This window comes from Pseudomonas sihuiensis (assembly GCF_900106015.1).
GTDB classification, from domain to species: domain Bacteria; phylum Pseudomonadota; class Gammaproteobacteria; order Pseudomonadales; family Pseudomonadaceae; genus Aquipseudomonas; species Aquipseudomonas sihuiensis.
This window is the reverse complement of record NZ_LT629797.1, coordinates 3063354-3084312: the sequence shown is the minus strand read 5'-3', so window position 1 is coordinate 3084312 and position 20959 is coordinate 3063354. Positions and strand designations below refer to the sequence as shown.

18 protein-coding genes and 1 pseudogene are annotated in these 20959 nt (G+C 64.5%); 10 read left to right on the top strand and 9 right to left on the bottom strand.

Annotated features, from left to right (window positions below; all coding sequences use genetic code 11):
* Window positions 1–164: 164 nt before the first annotated feature.
* On the top strand, window positions 165–1298 hold the full coding sequence (locus BLT86_RS14515) for an aminotransferase class V-fold PLP-dependent enzyme (RefSeq protein WP_092377597.1): 1134 nt from the start codon (window positions 165–167) through the stop codon (window positions 1296–1298).
* Window positions 1299–1501: 203 nt separating this feature from the next.
* On the opposite strand, the gene BLT86_RS14510 is transcribed toward BLT86_RS14515, so the two are convergent.
* The 3 genes and pseudogenes from BLT86_RS14510 to BLT86_RS26450 form a co-directional block, all read right to left on the bottom strand.
* On the bottom strand, window positions 1502–2422 hold the full coding sequence (locus BLT86_RS14510) for a histone deacetylase family protein (RefSeq protein ID WP_092377595.1): 921 nt from the start codon (window positions 2420–2422) through the stop codon (window positions 1502–1504).
* Between the two features lie 197 nt (window positions 2423–2619).
* The gene (gene trhA / locus BLT86_RS14505; RefSeq protein ID WP_004424630.1) at window positions 2620–3237 is read right to left on the bottom strand and encodes a PAQR family membrane homeostasis protein TrhA; all 618 of its coding nucleotides are present in this window, start codon (window positions 3235–3237) and stop codon (window positions 2620–2622) included.
* Between the two features lie 49 nt (window positions 3238–3286).
* Window positions 3287–3409, bottom strand: a pseudogene (locus BLT86_RS26450) (histone deacetylase); the annotation flags it as partial.
* 53 nt (window positions 3410–3462) lie between these two features.
* On the opposite strand from BLT86_RS26450, the gene BLT86_RS14500 reads away from it, so the two are divergent.
* From BLT86_RS14500 to BLT86_RS14485, 4 genes are read left to right on the top strand one after another with little or no spacing between them, the layout of a single operon-like run.
* Window positions 3463–4023 carry a GNAT family N-acetyltransferase gene (locus BLT86_RS14500; protein ID WP_039965039.1) on the top strand — a complete coding sequence of 187 codons (561 nt, stop codon included), beginning with the start codon at window positions 3463–3465 and terminating at the stop codon, window positions 4021–4023.
* A complete protein-coding gene (locus tag BLT86_RS14495; RefSeq protein ID WP_092377592.1) occupies window positions 4020–5627 on the top strand; it encodes a SagB/ThcOx family dehydrogenase in 1608 nt (535 codons plus the stop codon). The genes BLT86_RS14500 and BLT86_RS14495 overlap by 4 nt, the downstream gene beginning before the upstream one ends.
* Window positions 5624–6493, top strand: a complete 870-nt coding sequence (tesB, locus tag BLT86_RS14490; RefSeq protein WP_004424620.1) for an acyl-CoA thioesterase II — start codon at window positions 5624–5626, stop codon at window positions 6491–6493. The genes BLT86_RS14495 and tesB overlap by 4 nt, the downstream gene beginning before the upstream one ends.
* Window positions 6490–7083 (top strand): HAD family hydrolase, encoded by a 594-nt coding sequence (locus tag BLT86_RS14485; RefSeq protein WP_092377589.1) that lies wholly within the window; start codon window positions 6490–6492, stop codon window positions 7081–7083. Before tesB ends, BLT86_RS14485 begins: the two co-directional genes overlap by 4 nt.
* 182 nt (window positions 7084–7265) lie before the next feature.
* Here the strand turns inward: BLT86_RS14485 and adeC are convergent, their stop codons facing one another.
* Genes adeC through BLT86_RS14470 form a run of 3 tightly spaced genes read right to left on the bottom strand, consistent with a single transcriptional unit; the run spans window position 7266 to window position 12993 of the window.
* The gene (adeC, locus tag BLT86_RS14480) at window positions 7266–8699 is read right to left on the bottom strand and encodes an AdeC/AdeK/OprM family multidrug efflux complex outer membrane factor (protein WP_092377586.1); all 1434 of its coding nucleotides are present in this window, start codon (window positions 8697–8699) and stop codon (window positions 7266–7268) included.
* Entirely contained in the window at window positions 8696–11830 is a 3135-nt protein-coding gene (locus BLT86_RS14475; protein WP_092377583.1) for an efflux RND transporter permease subunit, read from the bottom strand. The genes adeC and BLT86_RS14475 overlap by 4 nt, the downstream gene beginning before the upstream one ends.
* Before the next feature lie 14 nt (window positions 11831–11844).
* The gene (locus BLT86_RS14470) at window positions 11845–12993 is read right to left on the bottom strand and encodes an efflux RND transporter periplasmic adaptor subunit (RefSeq protein ID WP_092377581.1); all 1149 of its coding nucleotides are present in this window, start codon (window positions 12991–12993) and stop codon (window positions 11845–11847) included.
* A 181-nt stretch (window positions 12994–13174) separates the two neighbouring features.
* Here BLT86_RS14470 and BLT86_RS14465 point away from each other — a divergent pair, with 181 nt between their 5' ends.
* Window positions 13175–13831: a TetR family transcriptional regulator gene (locus tag BLT86_RS14465; protein WP_092377578.1), complete on the top strand. Its 657-nt coding sequence runs from the start codon at window positions 13175–13177 to the stop codon at window positions 13829–13831.
* Window positions 13832–13853: 22 nt separating this feature from the next.
* Here BLT86_RS14465 and BLT86_RS14460 read toward each other — a convergent pair whose 3' ends face one another.
* The 3 genes from BLT86_RS14460 to BLT86_RS14450 form a co-directional block, all read right to left on the bottom strand.
* Complete coding sequence (locus BLT86_RS14460) at window positions 13854–14036, bottom strand: hypothetical protein (protein ID WP_092377574.1); 183 nt, start codon at window positions 14034–14036, stop codon at window positions 13854–13856.
* A 287-nt stretch (window positions 14037–14323) separates the two neighbouring features.
* Window positions 14324–15355, bottom strand: a complete 1032-nt coding sequence (locus BLT86_RS14455) for a zinc-binding alcohol dehydrogenase family protein (protein WP_004424601.1) — start codon at window positions 15353–15355, stop codon at window positions 14324–14326.
* Window positions 15356–15377: 22 nt separating this feature from the next.
* Window positions 15378–15671, bottom strand: a complete 294-nt coding sequence (locus BLT86_RS14450; RefSeq protein ID WP_092377570.1) for a putative quinol monooxygenase — start codon at window positions 15669–15671, stop codon at window positions 15378–15380.
* Between the two features lie 106 nt (window positions 15672–15777).
* Here BLT86_RS14450 and BLT86_RS14445 point away from each other — a divergent pair, with 106 nt between their 5' ends.
* The 4 genes from BLT86_RS14445 (at window position 15778) to BLT86_RS14430 (ending at window position 20925) form a co-directional block, all read left to right on the top strand.
* Window positions 15778–16692, top strand: coding sequence for a LysR family transcriptional regulator (locus BLT86_RS14445; RefSeq protein ID WP_092380430.1), 915 nt, complete (start codon window positions 15778–15780; stop codon window positions 16690–16692).
* Window positions 16693–16798: 106 nt separating this feature from the next.
* Window positions 16799–17194: a DUF2946 domain-containing protein gene (locus BLT86_RS14440; protein ID WP_017675432.1), complete on the top strand. Its 396-nt coding sequence runs from the start codon at window positions 16799–16801 to the stop codon at window positions 17192–17194.
* Between the two features lie 72 nt (window positions 17195–17266).
* Window positions 17267–19423 carry a TonB-dependent receptor gene (locus BLT86_RS14435; protein WP_017675431.1) on the top strand — a complete coding sequence of 719 codons (2157 nt, stop codon included), beginning with the start codon at window positions 17267–17269 and terminating at the stop codon, window positions 19421–19423.
* A gap of 5 nt (window positions 19424–19428) precedes the next feature.
* Window positions 19429–20925 (top strand): PepSY domain-containing protein, encoded by a 1497-nt coding sequence (locus BLT86_RS14430; RefSeq protein WP_026088434.1) that lies wholly within the window; start codon window positions 19429–19431, stop codon window positions 20923–20925.
* The last annotated feature ends 34 nt before the right edge of the window (window positions 20926–20959 follow it).

The following is a 20959-nucleotide window of genomic DNA, read 5'->3' as shown; positions in this document are numbered from 1 at the left end:
TGTAAATGAGCATTTTGACTGGGCTCGCACGCGAGGCTGTTTTTAACGCAGTATTGCCAACGCAGGTAGTTTTTCAGCAGCCTGGTACCCGAGTGCTCCTCGGCCTTGTCATTTGCCCTGGGTTGGGGCAGGTTCTGTCCGAACCTTTTTGGCTGGAGCCCGTTATGTCCCAGATCTGCCCCGATATCGATCCCGATGGCCTGCTCGAATATTCGGTGGTCTACACCGACCGCTCGCTGAACCATATGTCGCAGTCGTTCCAGGGCGTGATGCGCGATATCTCTGCCACCCTGAAACAGGTCTATAACGGCCATGCCGTGGCAGTAGTGCCTGGCAGCGGCACCTATGGCATGGAGGCGGTGGCGCGCCAGTTGGCCACCGAGCAGACGTGCCTGGTGATCCGCAACGGCTGGTTCAGCTACCGCTGGACGCAGATCTTCGAGATGGGCCGGATTCCCGCCGAGGCCCATGTGCTCAAGGCGCGTCCGGTTGCGGACGGCCCACAGGCAGCCTTCGCCCCGGCGCCTCTGGACGAAGTGCTGACCACCATCGCCGAGCACAAGCCGCAGGTGGTGTTCGCCCCGCACGTGGAAACCTCCTCGGGGATGATCCTGCCGGACGACTACCTGCGCGCGGTGAGCGATGCGGTGCATGCGGTCGGCGGCCTGTTCGTGCTCGACTGCATTGCCTCCGGCACCCTCTGGGTGGACATGCAGGCCTGCGGCATCGACGTGCTGATCAGCGCCCCGCAGAAGGGCTGGAGCGCCTCGCCGTGTTGCGCGCTGGTGATGCTCAGCGAAGCCGCCCAGGCGCGCGTCGAAGCGACGCAGAGCACCAGCTTCGCCTGCGACCTGAAGAAATGGCTGCAGATCATGCAGGCCTACGAGCAGGGCGGCCACGCCTACCACGCCACCATGCCCAGCGATGCCCTGGCGCGTTTCCGCGACGCCATGCTGGAGGCCAAGGCCATCGGCTTCGCCAAGGTGCGCGAGCAACAGCAGGAACTCGGTGATAGGGTGCGCGCACTGCTGGCCGCGCGCGGCTTCAAGAGCGTCGCCGCCAAGGGCTTCGAGGCGCCGGGCGTGGTGGTCTGTTACACCGACGATGCGCAGATCAAGACCGGCGCCAAGTTCGCCGCCGTCGGCCTGCAGATCGCCGCCGGTGTGCCGCTGCAATGCGACGAGCCGGCCGACTTCCAGACCTTCCGCCTGGGCCTGTTCGGGCTGGACAAGCTGGGCAATATCGAGCGCACCGTGGCGACCCTGGAGCAGGCGTTGGACAAGGTGCTGGCCGGCTGATCGTCAGGATCACGTAGGGCGGGTGCAACCCGCCACTGGCGAATTGGCGGGTTTCACCCGCCCTACAGGGCTAGTCCAATCCTCGCGCTGCCATACCGTGGTTGCTCTGTGAGGGGAGATGCTGTCGCGGAGGGGGATGCCTTCTGGAGGCGGGAGCAACCCGCCACCTGCGAATTGGCGGGTTTCACCCGCCCTACGAGTGTCTAGCCCAACCCGCGCGCAGCCCAAACCCTCGCCGCGCTGTGATGCAGGATGCCGTGGCGGCGGGCGAGGGTGGCGTGGTCCTTGGAGTAGCCGCCGCCGATCACCCCCAGCACAGGAATATCGCGGCCCAGACAGTGCTGCAGCACGGCTTCGTCACGTGCCGCCAGGCCAGCGTCGGTGAGTTGCAGGTAGCCCAGGGCATCGTCCTTGTGCACGTCGACGCCCGCATCGTAGAGCACCAGGTCCGGCTGGTAGATCGGCAGCAGGTAGTTGAGGATGTCGTCCACCACCTTGAGGTAATCCTCGTCGCCCATGCCGCGTGGCAGGGGGATATCCCAGTCGCTCTGCGCCTTGCGTGCCGGGAAGTTCTGCTCGCAATGCAGCGACACGGTAACGGCGTCCGGTTCGTCTTCCAGCAGCCGCGCGGTGCCGTCGCCCTGATGCACGTCGCAATCGAAAATCAGCACCCGGTGCACGCGTCCAGCTTCGAGCAGATAGCGGGCGATCACCGCGAGGTCGTTGAAGATGCAGAATCCTGACGGAAAGTCGTAATGCGCATGGTGCGTGCCGCCAGCCAGGTGGCAGGCCAGGCCATGACGCAGGGCCAGTTCGGCGGTCAGCAGCGAGCCGCCCACGGCGCGCACGGTACGCCTCGCTAGGGCATCGCTCCAGGGCAGGCCAAGGCGGCGTTGGTCCTCGTAGGAAAGCTCGCCAGCCATGTAGCGGGCGATATAGTCCGGGCAATGCACCAGGGCGAGGATCTCCGCCGGGCACAACTCGGGACGCTGTAGCTCGGCATCGGTGGTCAGGCCGCTGTCGACCAGGTGATCGCGCAGCAGACGGAATTTCTCCATGGGGAAACGATGCCCGGCCGGGAAGGGCGGGCTGTAATCCTCGTGGTAGACCAGCGGTAGCGGCATAGAGTAAGTGCTCATCGAATCGACGCGCTATGGTCGCAGCCAATCCAGGCAATCACCAGGCCTCCGCCTTTTCGCCGGGCAACCAGCGGCAATGGCTTGACGTTGTAATCGGCGATCCAATTGATACGCACACTGGTCACTATGCCCCGTCAGAGCATGGATGGTGTGGGCGTTTTTCAATCGTCGGGAGAAAGTCATCACAGCACGTAGAGCAGAATCGCCACGAAATGCAGCAGGCTGCCGGCCATGACGAACAGGTGCCAGATGCCATGCCAGTGGCGAAAGCGGCTGTCGTAGGCGAAGAAGATGATGCCTACGGTGTAGAGCACGCCACCAGCCGCCAGCCATTTGAAGCCGGTCATACCCAGGGCGGCGATCAAGGGCTTTACCGCCACCAGCACGATCCAGCCCATCACCGCGTAGATGATCAACGACAGCACGCGTGCTTCGGAGCGAGGCTTGATTTCCTGCAGCATGCCGATCAGCGCCAGGCTCCATACGATGCCGAACAAGGTCCAGCCCCAGGGGCCGCGCAGGGTTACCAGGCAGAAAGGGGTGTAACTGCCGGCAATCAGCAGGTAGATCGACAGGTGATCGAGTTTTTGCATCACCCGTTTCGCCGGGCCGCGCATGCTGTGGTAGAGGGTGGAGATGCTGTACAGCAATAGCAGGGTGACACCGTAGATGGCCACTGCGACTATCTTCCACAGGTCGCCCGTGGAGCTGGCCAGTACCAGCAGCCATACCGCACCGATGGCCGCCAGAACGGCGCCAATCAGGTGGCTCCAGGCGTTGAATTTTTCTCCGTGGTACATGCTATCTGTCGTCGTCCTTTATGCCTGGCTTTGCCAGATATTTTCTGCGCGGGTTCTCGTATGACAGCTCGCCAGTCAGGTCGCTGTCGACCAGGTGATCGTGCAGCAGGCGGAATTTCTTCATGGGGAAACGATGCCTGGCCGCGAAGGGCGGGCTGTATGCGGCATACAATAAGTGCTCATCGAGTCGACGCCATATGGTCGCAGCCAATCGAGACAATCGCCATGCCCCTGATCGAAACCTCCACCGAGCGCCTCTTGCTGCGTGCCTGGCGCGACAGTGACCTGCCGGCGCTGGTCGCACTCAATGCCGATGCCGAGGTGATGCGTCATTTTCCCGCGCCTATGGACGCCGAGCACAGCGCACAACTGCTGGCGCGCATCCGGGCGCATTTCGATGAGCACGGCTTTGGCTTCTGGGCGCTGGAGCGGCGTGACACTGGCGAACTGATCGGCGTCACCGGCCTGGCACAGGTCGGCTTCGATGCGCCGTTCGTACCTGCCGTGGAAATCGGCTGGCGTCTGGCGCGGGCGCACTGGCGTCAGGGTTATGCCAGTGAGGCGGCGCGCGCTTCACTGGCCGTGGCCTTCGAGCAGCTTGGGTTGGACGAGGTATTGAGTTTCACCGTGCCGGCCAACCTGCCGTCACAGGCGGTGATGCGTAGCATCGGTATGCAGCGCGACGATAGCGGCGATTTTCTCCATCCGCGCGTGCCGTCCGGTCATCCCTTGCAGCCGCACGTGCTCTACCGCATAAGCCGCGAGCAGTGGGAGGCGCAGCGATGACGGACGTGCTCGCCTATCACCAGCTCAGCAAACACGCCCCCGAGCGCTTCGCACCGGGGCCGGGGCAGTTGGATTGGGCAACTCAGCCGGCACCGTTTCGTCGCTACGACGGTGCCCGGCTGATCGAGCTGTACCACCGCCCGCTGGAGGAGGGGCCGGCCTACGATGTTGCATTCGCCGGACCGCAGGCGCCGCCCGCACCACTGAATCGAGGTAGCGTCTCGCAACTGCTGTACGACAGCCTGGCCATTTCCGCCTGGAAGGAGGCTGGCGGCAGCCGCTGGGCGCTGCGGGTCAACCCGTCGTCCGGCAACCTGCACCCGACCGAGGCTTATCTGCTGTTGCCGCCGGGTGCCGTGGCTGAAGCCGCTGTGTTGGCCCACTATGCCCCGGATATCCATGCGCTGGAGATACGCAGTGAGCTGCCTGCGCCGCTCGGCCAGCAGCTTGCCAACAGCCTGCCGCCGGGTGGTTTTCTCCTCGGCCTGAGCAGCATTGCCTGGCGCGAAGCCTGGAAGTACGGCGAGCGGGCTTATCGTTATTGCCAGCACGACCTGGGGCACGCCCTGGCGGCGCTGGCCATCGCCGCCAGCGTGCAGGGCTGGCAGGTGCGTATGCTCCACGGCGTGGCCGAAGTGTGTCTGGACGGCCTGCTGGGGCTGGATGATGAGGGCTTTCACGAGGCCGAACACGGCGACTGCCTGCTATGGATAGGTCCTGCGCAGGCGATGGAGTTCGCGCTGCCCGAGACCCTGCTGACGGCGTTGGCGCAGCTTGAGCGGAGCGGTGCGCCCAATCGCCTGTCCCGTGAGTATCGCCACTGGCCCGAGTTGCAGCGCATACATGGGCTATGCCTTGCGCCGGCACGTCCTCGCGCCGCCTGGAGCGTAGATGCTGCTGGTGTTCGCAATGACAATCCCGGCCTACCCTTGAGGCCCATCCTGCATCGCCGACGCAGTGCGCAAAGCATGGACGGCCGCAGCGGTATTCAGGCTGCACTGCTGCTGGCCTGGCTGCGCCGCCTGATGCCGGTGCAATCGCCGGTGCCGTTCGCCGTCAGCGGTGAGCCGAGCGAGATCGACCTGCTGCTGTTCGTCCATCGTGTGCAGGGGCTTGCGCCTGGTCTGTACTGGCTGGATCGCACGGGCAGCGGTGTGCAGCCGCTACGCGAGGATTATCTGTGGCAGCGGGTGGACGAGGATCTGCCGCTGTATCGTCTGCTTGAAGGCGATGCGCGTGGTCTGGCGGGGTTTCTCAGCTGCGGCCAGGACATTGCCGCCGACGGCTGTGTCGCCTTGGCCATGCTGGCGCGGGTGGAGCGCGCCGTGACGGATGGCGCCTGGCGTTATCCACGGCTCTACTGGGAATGTGGCCAGATCGGCCAGTTGCTCTATCTGGAAGCCGAGGCGGCCGGGCTTTCGGGTACTGGCATCGGTTGTTATTTCGACGACGCTTTGCGGGAATTGCTCGGAGATGCCGACAGCGGCTGGCAAAGTCTTTACCATTTCACCCTTGGCCGCGCTGTATGGGATGAACGCCTGACTTCCCTGCCGGCCTATTCCCAACCGCGATTACCAACCCCTGCACAAGGAGAGACTCCATGACCCAGGTACTCGACGATCTGGTCGCGCTGCTGAGCCTGGAACAGATCGAGGAAAACCTGTTCCGTGGCCGCAGCCAGGATCTCGGTTTTCGCCAGCTGTTCGGCGGCCAGGTGCTTGGCCAATGCATTTCCGCCGCCAGCCAGACGGTCGAGGAGGCGCGCCACGTGCACTCCATGCACGGTTATTTCTTGCGTCCCGGCGATGCCAGTTTGCCGGTGGTCTATCAGGTCGAGCGCACCCGCGATGGTGGCAGTTTCAGCACCCGCCGCGTGGTGGCGGTACAGAAGGGCCATCCCATCTTCTTCTGTAGTGCCTCGTTCCAGTACGAGGAGGAAGGTTTTCACCACCAGAGCCCGATGCCGGACGTTCCCGGCCCCGAGGGCCTGAAGTCGGAAACCGAGCTGGCACGGATGGTTGCGCCGATGATTCCCGAGCGCATGCGCGAGCGGTTGATCAGCGACAAGCCGATCGAGATCCGCCCGGTCACCCTGATCAACCCCTTTGCCCCGCAGCCCTGCGAACCGGTCAAGTACGTGTGGTTCCGCGCGGCCGGCGAGCTGCCGGACGACCCGCAACTGCACAAGTACCTGCTGGCTTACGCCAGTGACTTCAACCTGCTGACCACCTCGATGCAGCCCCACGGCGTGTCGGTGTTCCAGAAGTTCATGCAGGTCGCCAGCCTCGACCATTCGCTGTGGTTCCACCGCAACCTGCGTATGGATGACTGGCTGCTCTACGCCATGGACAGCCCCTGGGCCGGCAACGCCCGTGGTTTCTCCCGTGCCAGCATCTATAACCGCCAGGGCGAGCTGGTGGCCTCGGCCGCGCAGGAAGGCCTGACCCGCGTGCGCGAGGACTGGAAGTGAATAGATTGCGCGAAGCACGTCACTGGGTGTTCGACATGGACGGCACCCTGACCCTGGCCGTGCATGATTTCCCGGCGATCAAGCGGGCGCTGGGCATTCCCCAGGAGGAGGACATCCTTCATCACCTGGCGGCGCTACCGGCAGAGGAGGCCGCGGCCAAGCATGCCTGGCTGCTCGAGCACGAGCGCGAGCTGGCAGTGGCCTCGCGCCCGGCGCCGGGCGCCATCGAGCTGGTGCGCACCCTGTGCGAGCGTGGCTGCCAGCTCGGCATCCTCACCCGCAATGCTCACTCGCTGGCGTTGCTGACATTGCAGGCCATCGGCCTGGATGACTGCTTTGCCAGGGCGGACATTCTTGGCCGCGATGAGGCTCCACCCAAACCGCATCCGGGTGGGCTGCTGCACCTGGCCGAGCGCTGGAGCGTTACGCCGCGTGAGCTGGTAATGGTCGGCGACTACCGCTTCGACCTGGAGTGCGCCCAGGCCGCCGGTGCGCGCAGCGTGCTGGTCAACCTGCCGGACAACCCCTGGCCGGAGCTGACCGAGCTGCACGCGCAGGATTGCGCGCAGCTGTTGGCGGGGCTGAGCTGAGCGCAGAACAGCGCCATGCTGTCCATGTCGCGCCGACACCCAGGCAGCGCCAATGGCCCCCGGATTTCATCCGGGCTACGGTATGGAGCCCAGTCCCGTCAGGACTCGTAAAAAAACGCCCCCGCAAAGACTGCGGGGGCGGCGCGTTGGATAAGGTCGTCCTTGAAGCGGGTTACGCGCGGTCAACCTTGTGGGGCGTTGCTCCCCGTATTGCTCCAGCCACCACCCAGGGCCTTGTACAGCTCCACTTCGCTGCTGAGCTGGGCCAGGCGGTCGGCGATCAGTTGCTGGCGCACGCTGAACAGCTGACGCTGGGCGTCGAGCAGGGTCAGGTAGCTGTCCACGCCGGTGCGGTAGCGCCGTTCGGCCAGGTCGTAATAGGTCTCGGTGGTTTCCAGCAGGGCGCGCTGGGCGTCCAGTTGCTGGCGGTAGGTGGTGCGCGCAGCCAGGCGGTCGGCGACTTCCTGGAAGGCCACCTGGATGGCCTGCTCGTACTGCGCGACGCGGATGTCGCTCTGCAGCTCGGCGTAGTCGAGGTTGGCGCGCAGGCGGCCGGCGTTGAAGATCGGCAGGCTGATCTGCGGCTGGAACAACCAGGTGCCGGAACCACTGTCGAACAGGCCGGACAGCTGGCTGCTGGCCGTGCCGGCGTTGGCGGTCAGGCTGACGCTGGGGAAGAATGCCGCGCGGGCGGCGCCGATGTTGGCATTGGCCGCCTTGAGCTGGTACTCGGCCTGCAGCAGGTCGGGGCGACGCTGCAGCAGGTCAGCGGGCAGGCCAGCCGGCACCTGTTCCAGCAGTTCGGCGTTCAGGGCCAGACCTTGCGGCAGCTCGGCCGGCAGGCCGGTGCCGAGCAACTGGGTCAGGGCATTGCGGTCCAGGGCGACCAGGCGCTGGTACTGCGCCAGGCTGACGCGGGCGCTGTCCACGGCACTGCGCGCCTGGCTCAGGGCCAGGGCATCGGCCACGCCGACGTCGAAGCTGCGCTGGGTCAACTGGTAGCTTTCTTCGAAGGTCTTCAGGGTGTCCTGTGTCAGTTGCAGCAGGGCGAGATCCGCTTGCCACTGCAGATAGGCGTTGGCCACGCTGGCGACCAGGCTGATCTGCGTGCTGCGTGCCGCCTGCTCGGTGGCCAGGTACTGCTGCAGGGCCTGCTCGCTGAGGCTGCGGATGCGGCCGAAGAAGTCCAGTTCCCAGGCATTCACCCCCAGGGTTGCGCTGTACTGGCTGGCCGTGGCGCGCTCGCCGGTCTGGCTCAGGTCGGCCGGCAGGCGCTGGCGAGTGCCGGCGCCGTCGGCGGAAACCGAGGGCAGCAGGTCGGCGCGCTGGATGCGGTACAGCGCGCGGTAGGCCTCGACGTTCAGCGCGGCGACGCGCAGGTCGCGGTTGTTCTCCAGCGCCACCTGCACCAGTTGCTGCAACGCCGGATCGCGGAAGAACTCGCGCCACTGCAGGTCAGCCGCGGTACGGCTGCCTTCGCTGGCGGCGCTGCCGTAGGCCTCGCCTTGCGGCCAGTCGGCAGCGACCGGCGCATCGGGGCGCTCATAGTCGGGAATCAGGCTGCAGCCACTGAGCAGGGTCGCGGTGATAGTCAGAGATAACAGGGACTGCCTCATTGCAGGGACTCCTCCTCGGTGGGCTCGGCTTTCTTCTTCTCGAACAGCGAGCAGATCAGCACGTAGAACAGCGGAATCCAGAAAATCGCCAGCACCATCGCGCTGAGCATGCCGCCGATCACCCCGGTGCCGATGGCGTGCTTGCTGCCGGCGCCGGCGCCGCTGGCGATGGCCAGTGGCACTACGCCGAGAATGAACGCCAGCGAGGTCATGATGATTGGGCGCAGACGCATGCGGCAGGCTCCGATGGCCGCGTCGACCAGGCTCATGCCCTGTTCGTACTGGGCCTTGGCGAACTCGACGATAAGGATCGCGTTACGCGCCGACAGACCGATGGTGGTGAGCAGGCCGACCTGGAAGAACACGTCGTTGGACAGGCCGCGACCGTAGGTGGCCAGCAGCGCGCCGATAACGCCCAGCGGTACCACCAGCATCACCGAGAACGGGATCGACCAGCTCTCGTACAGCGCCGCCAGGCAGAGGAACACCACCAGCAGCGACAGGGCATACAGCGCAGGCGCCTGCGAGCCGGACAGACGTTCCTCGTAGGACAATCCGGTCCAGGAGAAGCCGACGCCCTCGGGCATCTGCGTGGCGATTTCCTCGACCGCGGCCATGGCGTCGCCCGAGCTGTAGCCGGGGGCCGGGGCGCCGAGGATCTCCACCGCCGAGACGCCGTTGTAGCGCTCCAGCTTCGGCGGGCCGTAAGTCCACTCGCCACTGGCGAAGGCGCTGAACGGCACCATGCGGCCCTGGTCGTTGCGCACGTACCACTTGTTCAGGTCTTCCGGGCTCATGCGCGCTTCGGATACGCCTTGCAGGTAGACCCTTTTCACCCGGCCGCGGTCGATGAAGTCGTTGACGTAGTTGGAGCCCCAGGCAATCGACAGGGTGTTGTTGATGTCCGCCAGTGACAGACCGAGGGCGCGGGCGCGCTCGTCGTCGATCAGCAACTGGTACTGCGGCTCGTCACGCAGGCCGTTGGCGCGCACGCTGTCGAGCACCGGATGCTGGTTGGCCAGTTGCAGGAAGCTGTCACGCGCTTCGTTCATCACCTGGTGGCCGACGCCGGCCTGGTCCTGCAGGAACAGGTTGAAGCCGGTGGCGTTGCCCAGCTCCATTACCGCTGGTGGGGCGAAGGCGAACACCAGGGCGTCGCGGAAGCTGAAGAAGTGCGTCTGCGCACGTTGCGCCAGCGCGGCTACGCCATTCTCCTCACCCGGGCGTTCACCCCAGGGCTTGAGCATGATGAAGGCCATGCCGGAGCTCTGCCCGCGGCCGGCGAAGTTGAAGCCGGTGACGGTGAACACCGATTGGACCGTGCTCGCCTCGTCCTCCAGCAGGTACTGGCGCATCTGATCCACGACCACCTGGGTGCGTTCGGCACTGGAGCCGGCCGGCGTCTGCACCTGGGCGAAGAGCACGCCCTGGTCTTCCTCGGGGAGGAAGGCGGTGGGGATGCGGGTGAACATGAAGGCCATGATGCCGACGATGGCGAGGTACAGCAGTAGGTACGGCGCCTTGCGTTTGAGTACGGCGGCCACACCGCGCTGGTAAGCGTTGGTGCTGCGCTCGAAGGTGCGGTTGAACCAGCCGAAGAAGCCGCGCTTCTCATGGTGCTCGCCCTTGGCGATGGGCTTGAGCATGGTGGCGCACAGGGCCGGGGTGAAGATCAGCGCCACCAGCACCGACAGGGCCATGGCCGAGACGATGGTGATGGAGAACTGCCGGTAGATCACCCCGGTGGAGCCGCCGAAGAAGGCCATCGGCAGGAATACCGCCGACAGCACCAGGCCGATGCCCACCAGGGCACCCTGGATCTGCCCCATGGACTTGCGCGTCGCTTCCAGTGGCGACAGGCCTTCCTCGTGCATCACCCGTTCGACGTTCTCCACCACCACGATGGCGTCGTCCACCAGCAGGCCGATGGCCAGGACCATGGCGAACATGGTCAGGGTATTGATGGAGAAACCGAACGCGGCAAGTATGCCGAAGGTCCCGAGTAGTACCACCGGCACCGCCATGGTCGGGATGATTGTGGCGCGCAGGTTCTGCAGGAACAGGAACATCACCAGGAACACCAGCACGATGGCCTCGAACAGGGTCTGTACGACCCCTTCGATGGAAGCCGAGATCACCGGTGTGGTGTCGTAGGGGAAGACCACTTCCATGCCGGCCGGGAAGAACGGCTCGAGATTGGCGATGGTTTCACGCACCGCCTTGGCGGTGTCCAGGGCGTTGGCACCGGTGGCCAGGCGAATCGCCAGACCGGAGGCCGGCAGGCCATTGAACTGCGCGTTGATCGCGTAGTTTTCACCGCCCAGCTCGACCTTGGCGACATCACCCAGGCGCACCTGGGAGCCATCGGCCTGCACCTTGAGCAGAATCTTGCGGAACTCTTCCGGGGTCTGCAGGCGGGTCTTGCCGATGATGGTGGCGTTGAGCTGATTGCCCGGCGACGCCGGCAGCTCGCCGAACTGGCCGGAGGAAATCTGCACGTTCTGCGCCTGGATGGCGCTGCGCACGTCCACCGGGGTCAGTTGGAAGCTGTTGAGCTTGGCCGGGTCGAGCCAGATGCGCATGGCGTACTGCGCACCGAACACCTGGAAGTCGCCGACGCCGCGGGTACGAGAGATCGGGTCCTGCAGGTTGGAGACGATGTAGTCCGACAGGTCCTCGCGGGTCATGCTGCCGTCTTTCGACACCACGCCGATGACCATGAGGAAGTTGCGCACCGACTTGGTCACGCGGATACCCTGTTGCTGCACTTCCTGTGGCAGCAGCGGAGTGGCCAACTGCAGCTTGTTCTGCACCTGGACCTGGGCGATGTCCGGGTCGACCCCCTGTTCGAAGGTCACGATGATTTCCATGCTGCCGTCGGAGTTGCTCGCCGAGCTGATATAGCGCAGGCCGTCGATGCCGTTGAGCTGCTGCTCGATCACCTGCACCACGGTGTCCTGCACCGTCTGCGCCGAGGCGCCGGGGTAGGTGACCTGGATGGACACGGCGGGTGGCGCGATGCTCGGATACTGGTTGATCGGAAGCGATAGGATGGACAGGCCGCCCGCCAGCATGATCACCAGGGCGATCACCCAGGCGAAGATCGGCCGGTCGATAAAGAATCTGGACATTCAGTACTTCTCCGTTAGTCCTGGCCGTTGGCTGGTTCGGCGTCTTGGGCAGGCTGTTCGGTCTTGACGTTCGTCGCCGGCACGGCCTTGACCTCGGCGCCGGGCTGTACGAACTGCAGGCCCTCGGTGATCAGGCGGTCGCCTGCGTTCAGGCCTTCCTCGACCAGCCAGGCGCTGCCGGCGGTGCGATCAGCCTTGAGCACGCGCAGTTCAACCTTGTTGTCTGCACCCACCACCATCGCCGTCGGCTCACCACGCTGGTTGCGGGTCACACCCTGCTGCGGGGCGAGGATGGCGTTTTCCTTGACCCCCGACAGCAGCTCGGCGTGCACGAACATGCCCGGCAGCAGCAGGTGATCTGGGTTGGGGAATACCGCGCGCAGGGTCACCGAGCCGGTGCTTTCGTCCACTGCCACCTCGGAGAATTCCAGGGTGCCTTCATGGGCGTAGCGGCTGCCGTCCTCCAGCTTCAGCGCGACCTTGGCGGCGTTCTCGCTAGCCTTCTGCAGGCGGCCCTCGGCCAGGTCACGGCGCAGGCGCAGCAGTTCCTTGCTCGACTGGGTGACGTCGACGTAGATCGGGTCGAGCTGCTGAATGGTGGCCATGGCGCTCGCCTGGCCGTTGCTCACCAGCGCACCTTCGGTCACGGCGGAGCGGCCGATGCGACCGCCGATCGGCGCCAGCACCTTGGTGTAACGCAGATCGATGCGTGCCTGTTCCAGTGCGGCGTCAGCCTGCAGGGCGGCGGCGTGAGCTTCATCATAGGCCTGTTGGCTGACGGCCTTGTCGGCGACCAGGAGCCTGTAGCGATCGGCCAGGGCCTTGGCGGAAAGCTGCGTGGCCTGGGCGCTCTTCAGCGTAGCCTCGTAGGTGGCTGGGTCGATCTGGTACAGCTGCTGGCCCGCCTTGACCTCGCTGCCTTCGGTGAACAGGCGCTTCTGAATGATGCCGTTGACCTGTGGGCGCACCTCGGCGATGCGATAGGCGCTGGTGCGCCCCGGCACTTCACTGGTCAGTGCGAAGGGTTTGGCTTCGAGCGTGACCACGCCGACTTGCGGGGTTTGCTGGGGCGGTGGGGCGCTGGATTCCTGGCAGCCGGTGAGACTGAGCATTGCCACGGCGATGGCGGAAACCAAGACAGCGGAGGCTGGCTTCGAGTGCATCTGAGAACCTCGTTTTTATCGAATCATGGCCCAAGGGGCGCGAAGGGGACGAAGGCAGGGGAAAAATCGATGCAGGAATATACTTACATGCGTGAATGTTTGTAAATGCCTAAAGCTGCCTGCATACTCTCGCCCGTCCTTCCTTGGCGAAGGATTACTGCAAGGCAAAAGTAGGTGACAAATGGCCAGAAGAACCAAAGAGGAAGCGCAGGCGACGCGGGTGCAAATACTCGATGCTGCTGAGCGGGTGTTCCATGCCCAGGGCGTTTCCCGTGCGTCGCTGGCCGAAGTGGCGAAAGAAGCCGGCGTCAGTCGCGGCGCCATCTATTGGCATTTCGAGAACAAGGTAGACCTGTTTCAGGCGATGCTCGAACGCCTGCGCCTGCCGCTCGAGGAGCTGGCGCGTGCCAGCGAGAGTGAGGACGAGCCCGACCCGCTGGGCTGCATGCGTGAATTGCTGATCACGGCGCTGACTCGGCTGGCTTGTGAGCCACAGACTCACCGCACCTATGACATCCTGCGCTACAAGTGTGAATACACCGGTGAGCTGCTCGGACTGCGTGAACGCATGCAGGCGCTGAGCCTGGAGTGCGATCAGCGCATCGCCAAGGCGCTGAGCAATGCGGTCAACAAGAACCAGCTGCCGAGCGACCTGGACTGCGCACGCGCTGCCGTCTGTCTGCATGCCTATATGGAAGGTATCGAGGCCAACTGGCTACTGGTGCCCAATTTCGACCTGGCGCAGCAGGCGCCTGCGCTGGTCGACACCGTGTTGGATATGTTGCGCAGCCCGGCGTTGCGCCTGACGCCGGGCGGTCAGGTGCCTGGCGAGAGGTAGGGGGCGCAATCAGGGCTGAGCTTCAGCTCGCCCGACGCTGCACGGGCCAGTCGGGCAGGTTATGCGGCGCGCGCAGCCGCGCTTCGAGTTTGGCAACGAACTGGTGCGCCTCTTCTTCGCTGCGAAAACTCACGCAATGCTGATCCAGGCGCACCTGCCACAGGCATTCGCCGCCCTGATTCTGCGGTTGGACGACAATCTTCATGCTGAACACCTCCTTGAGCTGCGACGAGTCGTCGACGCTACTTGGGGATAGTCAGGATAGTCCGCTTGCATGACCTTTATTCTGACGTGGGTCAAAGGGTCGACCAGCGTTAAGAACGCTTTGCGATAAGCAGCGTGATGGCGGGGGTGGGATGCAAGAGCTGGTGGGCTGAAGCCCACCCTACGCCCACCTTACGGTCGTGCCGTGGGTTGTAGGGTGAGCCAGGCGGCGTTCCGCTTTAGCCCACCACACCGACCCACCACATTCGACTTCACAAACCGCCAGCCTCAGAACCCTTCGAGCACGATCTTGCCCTTGGCCTTGCCACTCTCCAGCAATGCATGGGCGCGACGCAGGTTGGCGGCATTGATGGTGCCGAAATGCTCACCGAGGGTGGTCTTGAGCACGCCGGCGTCGACCAGATCGGAGACCCGCTCCAGCAGACGATGCTGCTCGATCATGTCTGCGGTCTGGTACAGCGAACGGGTGAACATCAGCTCCCAGTGCAGCGACAGGCTCTTGAGCTTGAGTTGCATCACGTCCAGCGGTTGCAGCGGGTCGTCGATTAGCGCCAGACGCCCCTGCGGCGCCAGGCACTCGACCAGTTGCGCGTAGTGCTGGTCGGTCTGGGTCAGGCTGGCGACATGGGTGACCTGGCCGATGCCAATGCGCGCCAGTTCCTCGCTCAGCGGCTTGCTGTGATCGATCACATGATGTGCGCCCAGATCACGGACCCAGGCCTGGGTTTCCGGGCGCGAGGCAGTGCCGATCACGGTCAGGCCGGTCAGGTGGCGCGCCAGTTGGGTGAGAATCGAACCGACGCCACCGGCGGCGCCGACGATCAGCAGGCTCTGGCCTTGATCGGCCGAGCTTTCGGCAACCTGCAGACGTTCGAACAGCAGTTCCCAGGCGGTGATGGCGGTCAGCGGCAAGGCTGCAGCTTCGGCGAACGACAGGCTGCCCGGCATATGGCCAACGATGCGTTCATCGACCAGGTGCAGTTCGCTGTTGGCGCCGGCACGGTCGATGGCGCCGGCGTAGAAAACCTTGTCGCCCGGCTTGAACAGGCTGACCTCACTGCCTACCGCCTTGACGGTTCCGGCTGCATCCCAACCGAGCACCTTGGCGGCACCGTTGTCCGGCGCATCGCCAAGGCGGATAACGCCATGGCGGATCTTGGTGTCGACCGGGTTGACCGAGATGGCTCGAACCTCGACCAGCAGATCGTGCGGGCCCGGAGTGGGATCGGCCAACTGCACGTCCTGCAGCGCTTCGGGATGCTCGGCAGGCAGGGGTTGGTAGTAAGCGACGGCTTTCATGGAAATGCTCCTCTGTGAGAAATCAGGTAAGGGGTTGCAGGGGGAGCAGATCGATGCCCGCAAGCCGCTCGCCGAATGTGTTGGTGAAATGTACAAAGTGAGGCGCTGCGCGGTGCTGGTCCAGTGCCTCGGCGTCGCGCCATTGTTCGATCATCACGAACTGGTGCGAGTCCTCCTTGTTGCGGTGCAGTGCGTACTGCAGGCAGCCTGGCTCGGCGCAAGTGGCCGTGACCAGACGTTGCAGGCCCGCGGCCACTGCCTCGGCATGTCCTGGCAGGGCATTGATGGTGGCGATCAGTGTGAGAGCGGTGGTCATGGTTGGCTCCGGTGGAGGTATTGGAACCATGTTCGTTTATTTGTGTGGCAAGAAAAATAGGCTGGTAATAGAGTCTCTTTCATCATTTTTTTGAAAGTGAATGGCCATGCTTCGCTTCGACGACCTGCAACTCTTCGTGCGTACCGCCGAAACCGGCAGCCTGTCCGCTGCGGCGCGGCTGCTGGATGTTTCGCCAGCTGTGGCCAGCGCCGCCCTCAAGCGTCTGGAGCAGCAGCTGCAGGTGCGCCTGCTGGCGCGTTCGACGCGCAGCCTGCGCCTGACGCCCGAGGGCGAGCTGTATCTGGTGCATGCCCGGCTGGCGCTGCAGAGCCTCGAGGAAGGGCGCCAGCAACTGGTCGGCAGCCAGGAGGGGATTTGCGGCGTATTGCAGCTGTCGGCGCCGTCGGATCTGGGGCGCAATACGTTGTTGCCCTGGCTCGACGCGTTCCAGGACGAGCATCCGCAACTGCAGCTGCGCCTGCTGCTGGCAGATCGGGTGACCGATCTGTTTCGTGAGCCGGTGGACATCGCCCTGCGTTACGGCGCCCCGGAGGATTCCAGCCTGGTGGCGCTGCCGGTGGCACCGGATAATCGTCGAGTGCTCTGCGCTTCGCCTTCCTATATCGCCCAGCACGGTTCGCCGCAGAGCGTGGAGGAATTGCATCAGCACAACTGCCTGCTCTATATGCTGCATGGCCGAGCCTATGATCGTTGGCACTTTCAGGATGGCAAGCGCGAGGTACTGATGAACGTCGCGGGTGACCGCGTCTGCGACGATGCCGATGTCACTCGGCGCTGGGCCGTGGCCGGGCGGGGTGTGGTGTACAAGTCCTGGCTGGATGTCGCCGAAGACGTGCGCGAAGGGCGCCTGCAGGTGCTGCTGCCGAACTGGCTGGGCGAGCCGACGCCCCTGTATCTGGTGTGCGCGCACCGTGCTCAGCTGAGCAAGGCGGTGCATCTGCTGCGCGAATTCGTGCAACTGCGCTGCCAGCGTTTGCTGGACGCTGCGCCATGGCGTTAGCACTTGATGCGATAAAGCCAGCAAGCCCTGCTAGACTCTCGTACGCAGTGCCTGCGGCAACGCACCGCAGTGTCGCGCTGCCATCCTCTGTTTAGAGTCGCGCCCCATGAAACTGGCCCGCAATGACCGCTCACTGACCGCTTGGGTGCTGTACTTCAGCATCCTGTTCAGTGCGTTCGTCTGCGCGATCAGCCACGGCCAGATGGCCGGCATGCAGCTCAGCGGTCTGGATGGCCAGTACTGCTCGTTCGATGGCAACTTCGGCGCCGGCGCCGACCTCGACGGCTCCGGCATCGTTGCGCCCAACCCGGCTACCGGTACGGGCTGCGCCTTGGCCAGTTTGTTCAGTGCGCTCATCCTGGCGGCATTCTTCGGGCTGCTCGGCCTGCTCGTGGCCGAACGTGTGCGTCCGCTGGCGGCCCTGCATATTCCCCGTCTTACCCGCTATCGCTGGCCTCCCGCCAATCCCCGCGCTTCTCCCTTCCTGCTTCCTGCGCTCTGAAGTCGCCCGTTAAACCTGGCTTTGAGGCTAGGTCGCGTGCGGGCTTATCGAACAAAAGCCTGGAAGCCTTACATGTTTCGTATGACCACCCTGGCGCTGCTCGCCTGCAGCACCTCCCTTGCCTGGGCGCAAGATGACGCCTTGACGCTGCCTGCCAGCACCGTATCTGCCGTTGCTGCAGAGCCTGACGAGGCTACTGGCATCAACCTGGACAAAACCATCGAGAGTGGCTCGCGCCTCAACCTCAGCGCTCGTGAAAATCCGGCCTCGGTCAGCGTGGCGGATCGGGCGACCATGGAGCGTCTGGGCGTACGCAACTTTCAGGATGCTGCCAATGCCTTGCCCGGCGTGAACGCCTCGGCACCACCCGGCTGGGGCGGCTACGTGGCCTATCGAGGTTTCAATGGCGCACAGATCGGCCAACTGTTCAATGGCATCAACCTGCAATACGGCGGTTCGGCGCGTCCTGTTGGCGCCTGGATCTATGATCGCGTCGAACTGCTGGGCGGGCCGTCGTCCTTCCTCAATGGCAGTGGCGCGGTTGGCGGCAGCCTGAACTACATCACCAAGCTCGCCAGCCGCGATAAGGACAGCTTGGAAGGGCGCGTCAGCTACTCGCGCTACGACACCTGGGAAACCGCCATCGGCGTCAATCAGGCGCTCAATGAGGGCGACGGTCCGCGGCATTACGCGCGCCTGGATTACAGCCGCACTCACACCAACGGTTATATCGACCGCCAGGAAAACCAGGCCGGCAACCTGGCCTTCTCCCTGCTCAGCGACATCAACGACCAGCTCTCCCACACCCTGGCCATCGAGTACCTGGAGGAGCAGGAAGACAGCCCGTACTGGGGCTCGCCGGTGTTGCAGCCACTGAGTGGCAAGCTGCGTATCGACAAGCACAACCGCTTCAACAACTACAACGTCGAGGACGGCCGCTACGAGCAACGCACCCGCTGGCTGCGCTCGATTACCGACTACCGCCTCGATGACGCCACCCAGCTGCGCAACACCTTCTACCACTACAAGGGCCAGCGCGATTACCGCAACCTCGAGCGTTATCGCTACAACGCCGCCAATACCGAGGTGACCCGTTCTGCTGCTTACCGTCAGCGCCATGATCAGGAGGTCAATGGCGACCGCTTCGAGCTGACCCATGCCGGCGATCTGTTCGGTCTGGCCAGCGACTGGGCCTTCGGTCTGGAGTACAGCCGCAACCAGCAGACCAACTACCCGCTGTCGATCTCGGCGAACTTCGACACGGTAGACCCCAACGGTTTCGATCCAGGCGAGTTTCTCGACATCCCCGGCATGGACGCCCCGCGTACAAAGGGTCGCAGCACCTGGACCGATACCGCCTCGGCCTTCGTCGAGAACCGTACCCGGCTGACCGATCGCCTGGCGCTGATCAGCGCGCTGCGCTACGACCATATCGACTTCGAGGTGGTCGAACATGTAACCCGCGTCGAGCTGGATCGCCGCTGGGATGCCTTCACCGGACGCGTCGGTCTGGTCTATGACCTCACCGATGCCGTCAGCCTCTACACCCAATACAGCACCTCGGCCGAACCGCCAGGCGGCACCCTGACCAGCGCCTCGGTCGCCCAGGTCGCCGATTTCGACCTGAGCACCGGCCGCCAGATCGAGGTGGGCAGCAAGTTCGACTTCCTCGATGGTCGCGGCTCGGCGACGGCGGCGGCGTACCGCATCGTGCGCAAGAACATCTCGGTGCCGTCTTCCAGTGTGCCGAACACCACCGAGCAGGCCGGGCAGCAGACCTCCACCGGTGTCGAATTGGCCGCCTCGTTCAAGATCACCCCGCAGTTGCTCGCCGCCGGTAACTTCGCCTGGGTACGTGCCGAATACGACGAGTTCAACGAAAACGTCGGCGGTGTGGCGGTATCGCGCAAGGGCAAGAACCCGGTGAACATCCCCGAGCGCGTGGCCAACCTCTGGTTGACCTACGACGTTGCACCGGACTGGCAGGTGGGGGCCGATGCGCGTTATGTCTCCTCGGTCTATGCCAACACCGCCAACACCATGTGGGTGCCGTCGTACACCGTCTACGGGTTGTTCCTCAAGCACGACCTGGATACTCACACCGAGCTCAGCGCGCGGTTGCGCAACCTCACCGACGAGACCTACGCCCGCTTCATCCACCAGAGCAACACCCAGTACTACCTGGGCGAGCCGCGCAGCCTGGAAGTGGCTGTGCAATGGCGTTACTGATGGCGCTGAAACGCCAGCTGTACCTCTGGCATCGCTGGCTGGGTATCGGCCTGTGCCTGCTGATGGCGCTGTGGTTCGTCTCCGGGGTGGTGATGCTGTATGTCGGCTACCCCAAGCTGACCGGCAGTGAGCGCCTCGGGCATCTACCGGCACTGCCCGCGAGCTGCTGCGCCGAGGTGCCGGCGCAATGGGCACAGCTGCCGTTGCGGCGCCTGCGTCTGAGCAGTCTGGGCGGCCAGCCGTTCTATCTGCTGGAGTTGGCCGACGGGCGCCGCGTGACCCTGAATGCGCGTAGCGGTGAGCCGCTGCAACGTGCCGACGAAGCCTGGGCGCTGGCTGGCGCTCGGCAATATGCCGGCGATGTGCCGCTGCGCTATCGCGGCCAGTTCGAGGAGGACGTCTGGACGCATTCGCGTGCGCTGGATGCCGAGCGCCCGTTGCATCTGGTCGAGCTGGGCGATGCCGAGCGTACCTGGCTCTACCTGTCGGGCAGAACTGGCGAAGTGGTGCGTGACGCCAGCCTGCAGGAGCGGCGCTGGAACTGGCTGGGTGCCTGGTTCCACTGGCTCTATCCGCTACGCGGTGGCTTCGGTTTCGACAATGGCTGGCGCGTACTGGTGATCGGTTTGTCCCTGCTGGGCACGGCCATGGCCGTGCTGGGCATGGTGGTTGGCCTGATGCGTTGGCGCTTTCGCAAACCCTATCGCAACGGCTCCCGCAGCCCTTACTCCGGCGGCTGGTGGCGTTGGCACCATATCGGCGGCCTGCTGTTCGGCGTTGTGCTGATGGCGTGGATCTTCAGTGGCCTGATGTCCATGCGGCCCTGGGGCACCACCGACAGCCGTTCACGCCTCGACGCTGCGTTGATGCAGGGCGGCGCGCTACGGGCAGCGGACGTTTCGCTCTCGGTTAGCCGCGCACTGCGACGGCTGCGCTCGGAGCTGGATGTAGTCGAGGTGGAATGGCGTCGCCTCGATGGCCGCACCTATCTGGTGGCACGAGCTGCGACCGGCGAGAGCCGCATGCTGCACGGCGAGACCTTGCTGCGTCAGCTGCCCCGCGAACAACTGCTCGATACGGCCCACCTCATGGCGCCGGATGTGGCACTGCAAAGCGAGTGGCTGGAGCGCTTCGATACCTACTACTTCGCCCGCGATGCGCAAAGCATGTACGGCTCGCAGAACCGACCGCTGCCGGTGCTGCGGGTGCGCTTCGATGACCCGGAGCAGACCTGGGTCTACCTCGACCCGGCCAGCGGCGAGATGATCGCGCGGCATGACCAGCGCCAGCGCGTCGGCCGCTGGCTGTTCAACCTGCTGCATAGCTGGGACTGGCCGCCGCTGCTGGAACGCCCGCTGCTGCGCGAAGCTCTGATCATCGCCTTCAGCCTTGGCGGTCTGGTGATCTGCCTCAGCGGCACAGTGTTGGGATGGCGACGTTTGCGTCGCTCAGGAGTACCGAGCCGCAGAAGCACGCTCCTGCGAAACGAAGGAAGGTCGTAGTGAACCCCTTTCATGAAACCCCTTATGGAGGCAC

Excerpts from the sequence above, each read along its gene's own strand:
- BLT86_RS14515 (WP_092377597.1), top strand. The coding sequence starts at position 165 with ATGTCCCAGATCTGCCCCGATATCGATCCCGATGGCCTGCTCGAATAT.
- BLT86_RS14510 (WP_092377595.1), bottom strand. The coding sequence starts at position 2,422 with ATGCCGCTACCGCTGGTCTACCACGAGGATTACAGCCCGCCCTTCCCG.
- trhA (WP_004424630.1), bottom strand. The coding sequence starts at position 3,237 with ATGTACCACGGAGAAAAATTCAACGCCTGGAGCCACCTGATTGGCGCC.
- BLT86_RS14500 (WP_039965039.1), top strand. The coding sequence starts at position 3,463 with ATGCCCCTGATCGAAACCTCCACCGAGCGCCTCTTGCTGCGTGCCTGG.
- BLT86_RS14495 (WP_092377592.1), top strand. The coding sequence starts at position 4,020 with ATGACGGACGTGCTCGCCTATCACCAGCTCAGCAAACACGCCCCCGAG.
- tesB (WP_004424620.1), top strand. The coding sequence starts at position 5,624 with ATGACCCAGGTACTCGACGATCTGGTCGCGCTGCTGAGCCTGGAACAG.
- adeC (WP_092377586.1), bottom strand. The coding sequence starts at position 8,699 with ATGAGGCAGTCCCTGTTATCTCTGACTATCACCGCGACCCTGCTCAGT.
- BLT86_RS14475 (WP_092377583.1), bottom strand. The coding sequence starts at position 11,830 with ATGTCCAGATTCTTTATCGACCGGCCGATCTTCGCCTGGGTGATCGCC.
- BLT86_RS14470 (WP_092377581.1), bottom strand. The coding sequence starts at position 12,993 with ATGCACTCGAAGCCAGCCTCCGCTGTCTTGGTTTCCGCCATCGCCGTG.
- BLT86_RS14465 (WP_092377578.1), top strand. The coding sequence starts at position 13,175 with ATGGCCAGAAGAACCAAAGAGGAAGCGCAGGCGACGCGGGTGCAAATA.
- BLT86_RS14460 (WP_092377574.1), bottom strand. The coding sequence starts at position 14,036 with ATGAAGATTGTCGTCCAACCGCAGAATCAGGGCGGCGAATGCCTGTGG.
- BLT86_RS14455 (WP_004424601.1), bottom strand. The coding sequence starts at position 15,355 with ATGAAAGCCGTCGCTTACTACCAACCCCTGCCTGCCGAGCATCCCGAA.
- BLT86_RS14450 (WP_092377570.1), bottom strand. The coding sequence starts at position 15,671 with ATGACCACCGCTCTCACACTGATCGCCACCATCAATGCCCTGCCAGGA.
- BLT86_RS14445 (WP_092380430.1), top strand. The coding sequence starts at position 15,778 with ATGCTTCGCTTCGACGACCTGCAACTCTTCGTGCGTACCGCCGAAACC.
- BLT86_RS14440 (WP_017675432.1), top strand. The coding sequence starts at position 16,799 with ATGAAACTGGCCCGCAATGACCGCTCACTGACCGCTTGGGTGCTGTAC.
- BLT86_RS14435 (WP_017675431.1), top strand. The coding sequence starts at position 17,267 with ATGTTTCGTATGACCACCCTGGCGCTGCTCGCCTGCAGCACCTCCCTT.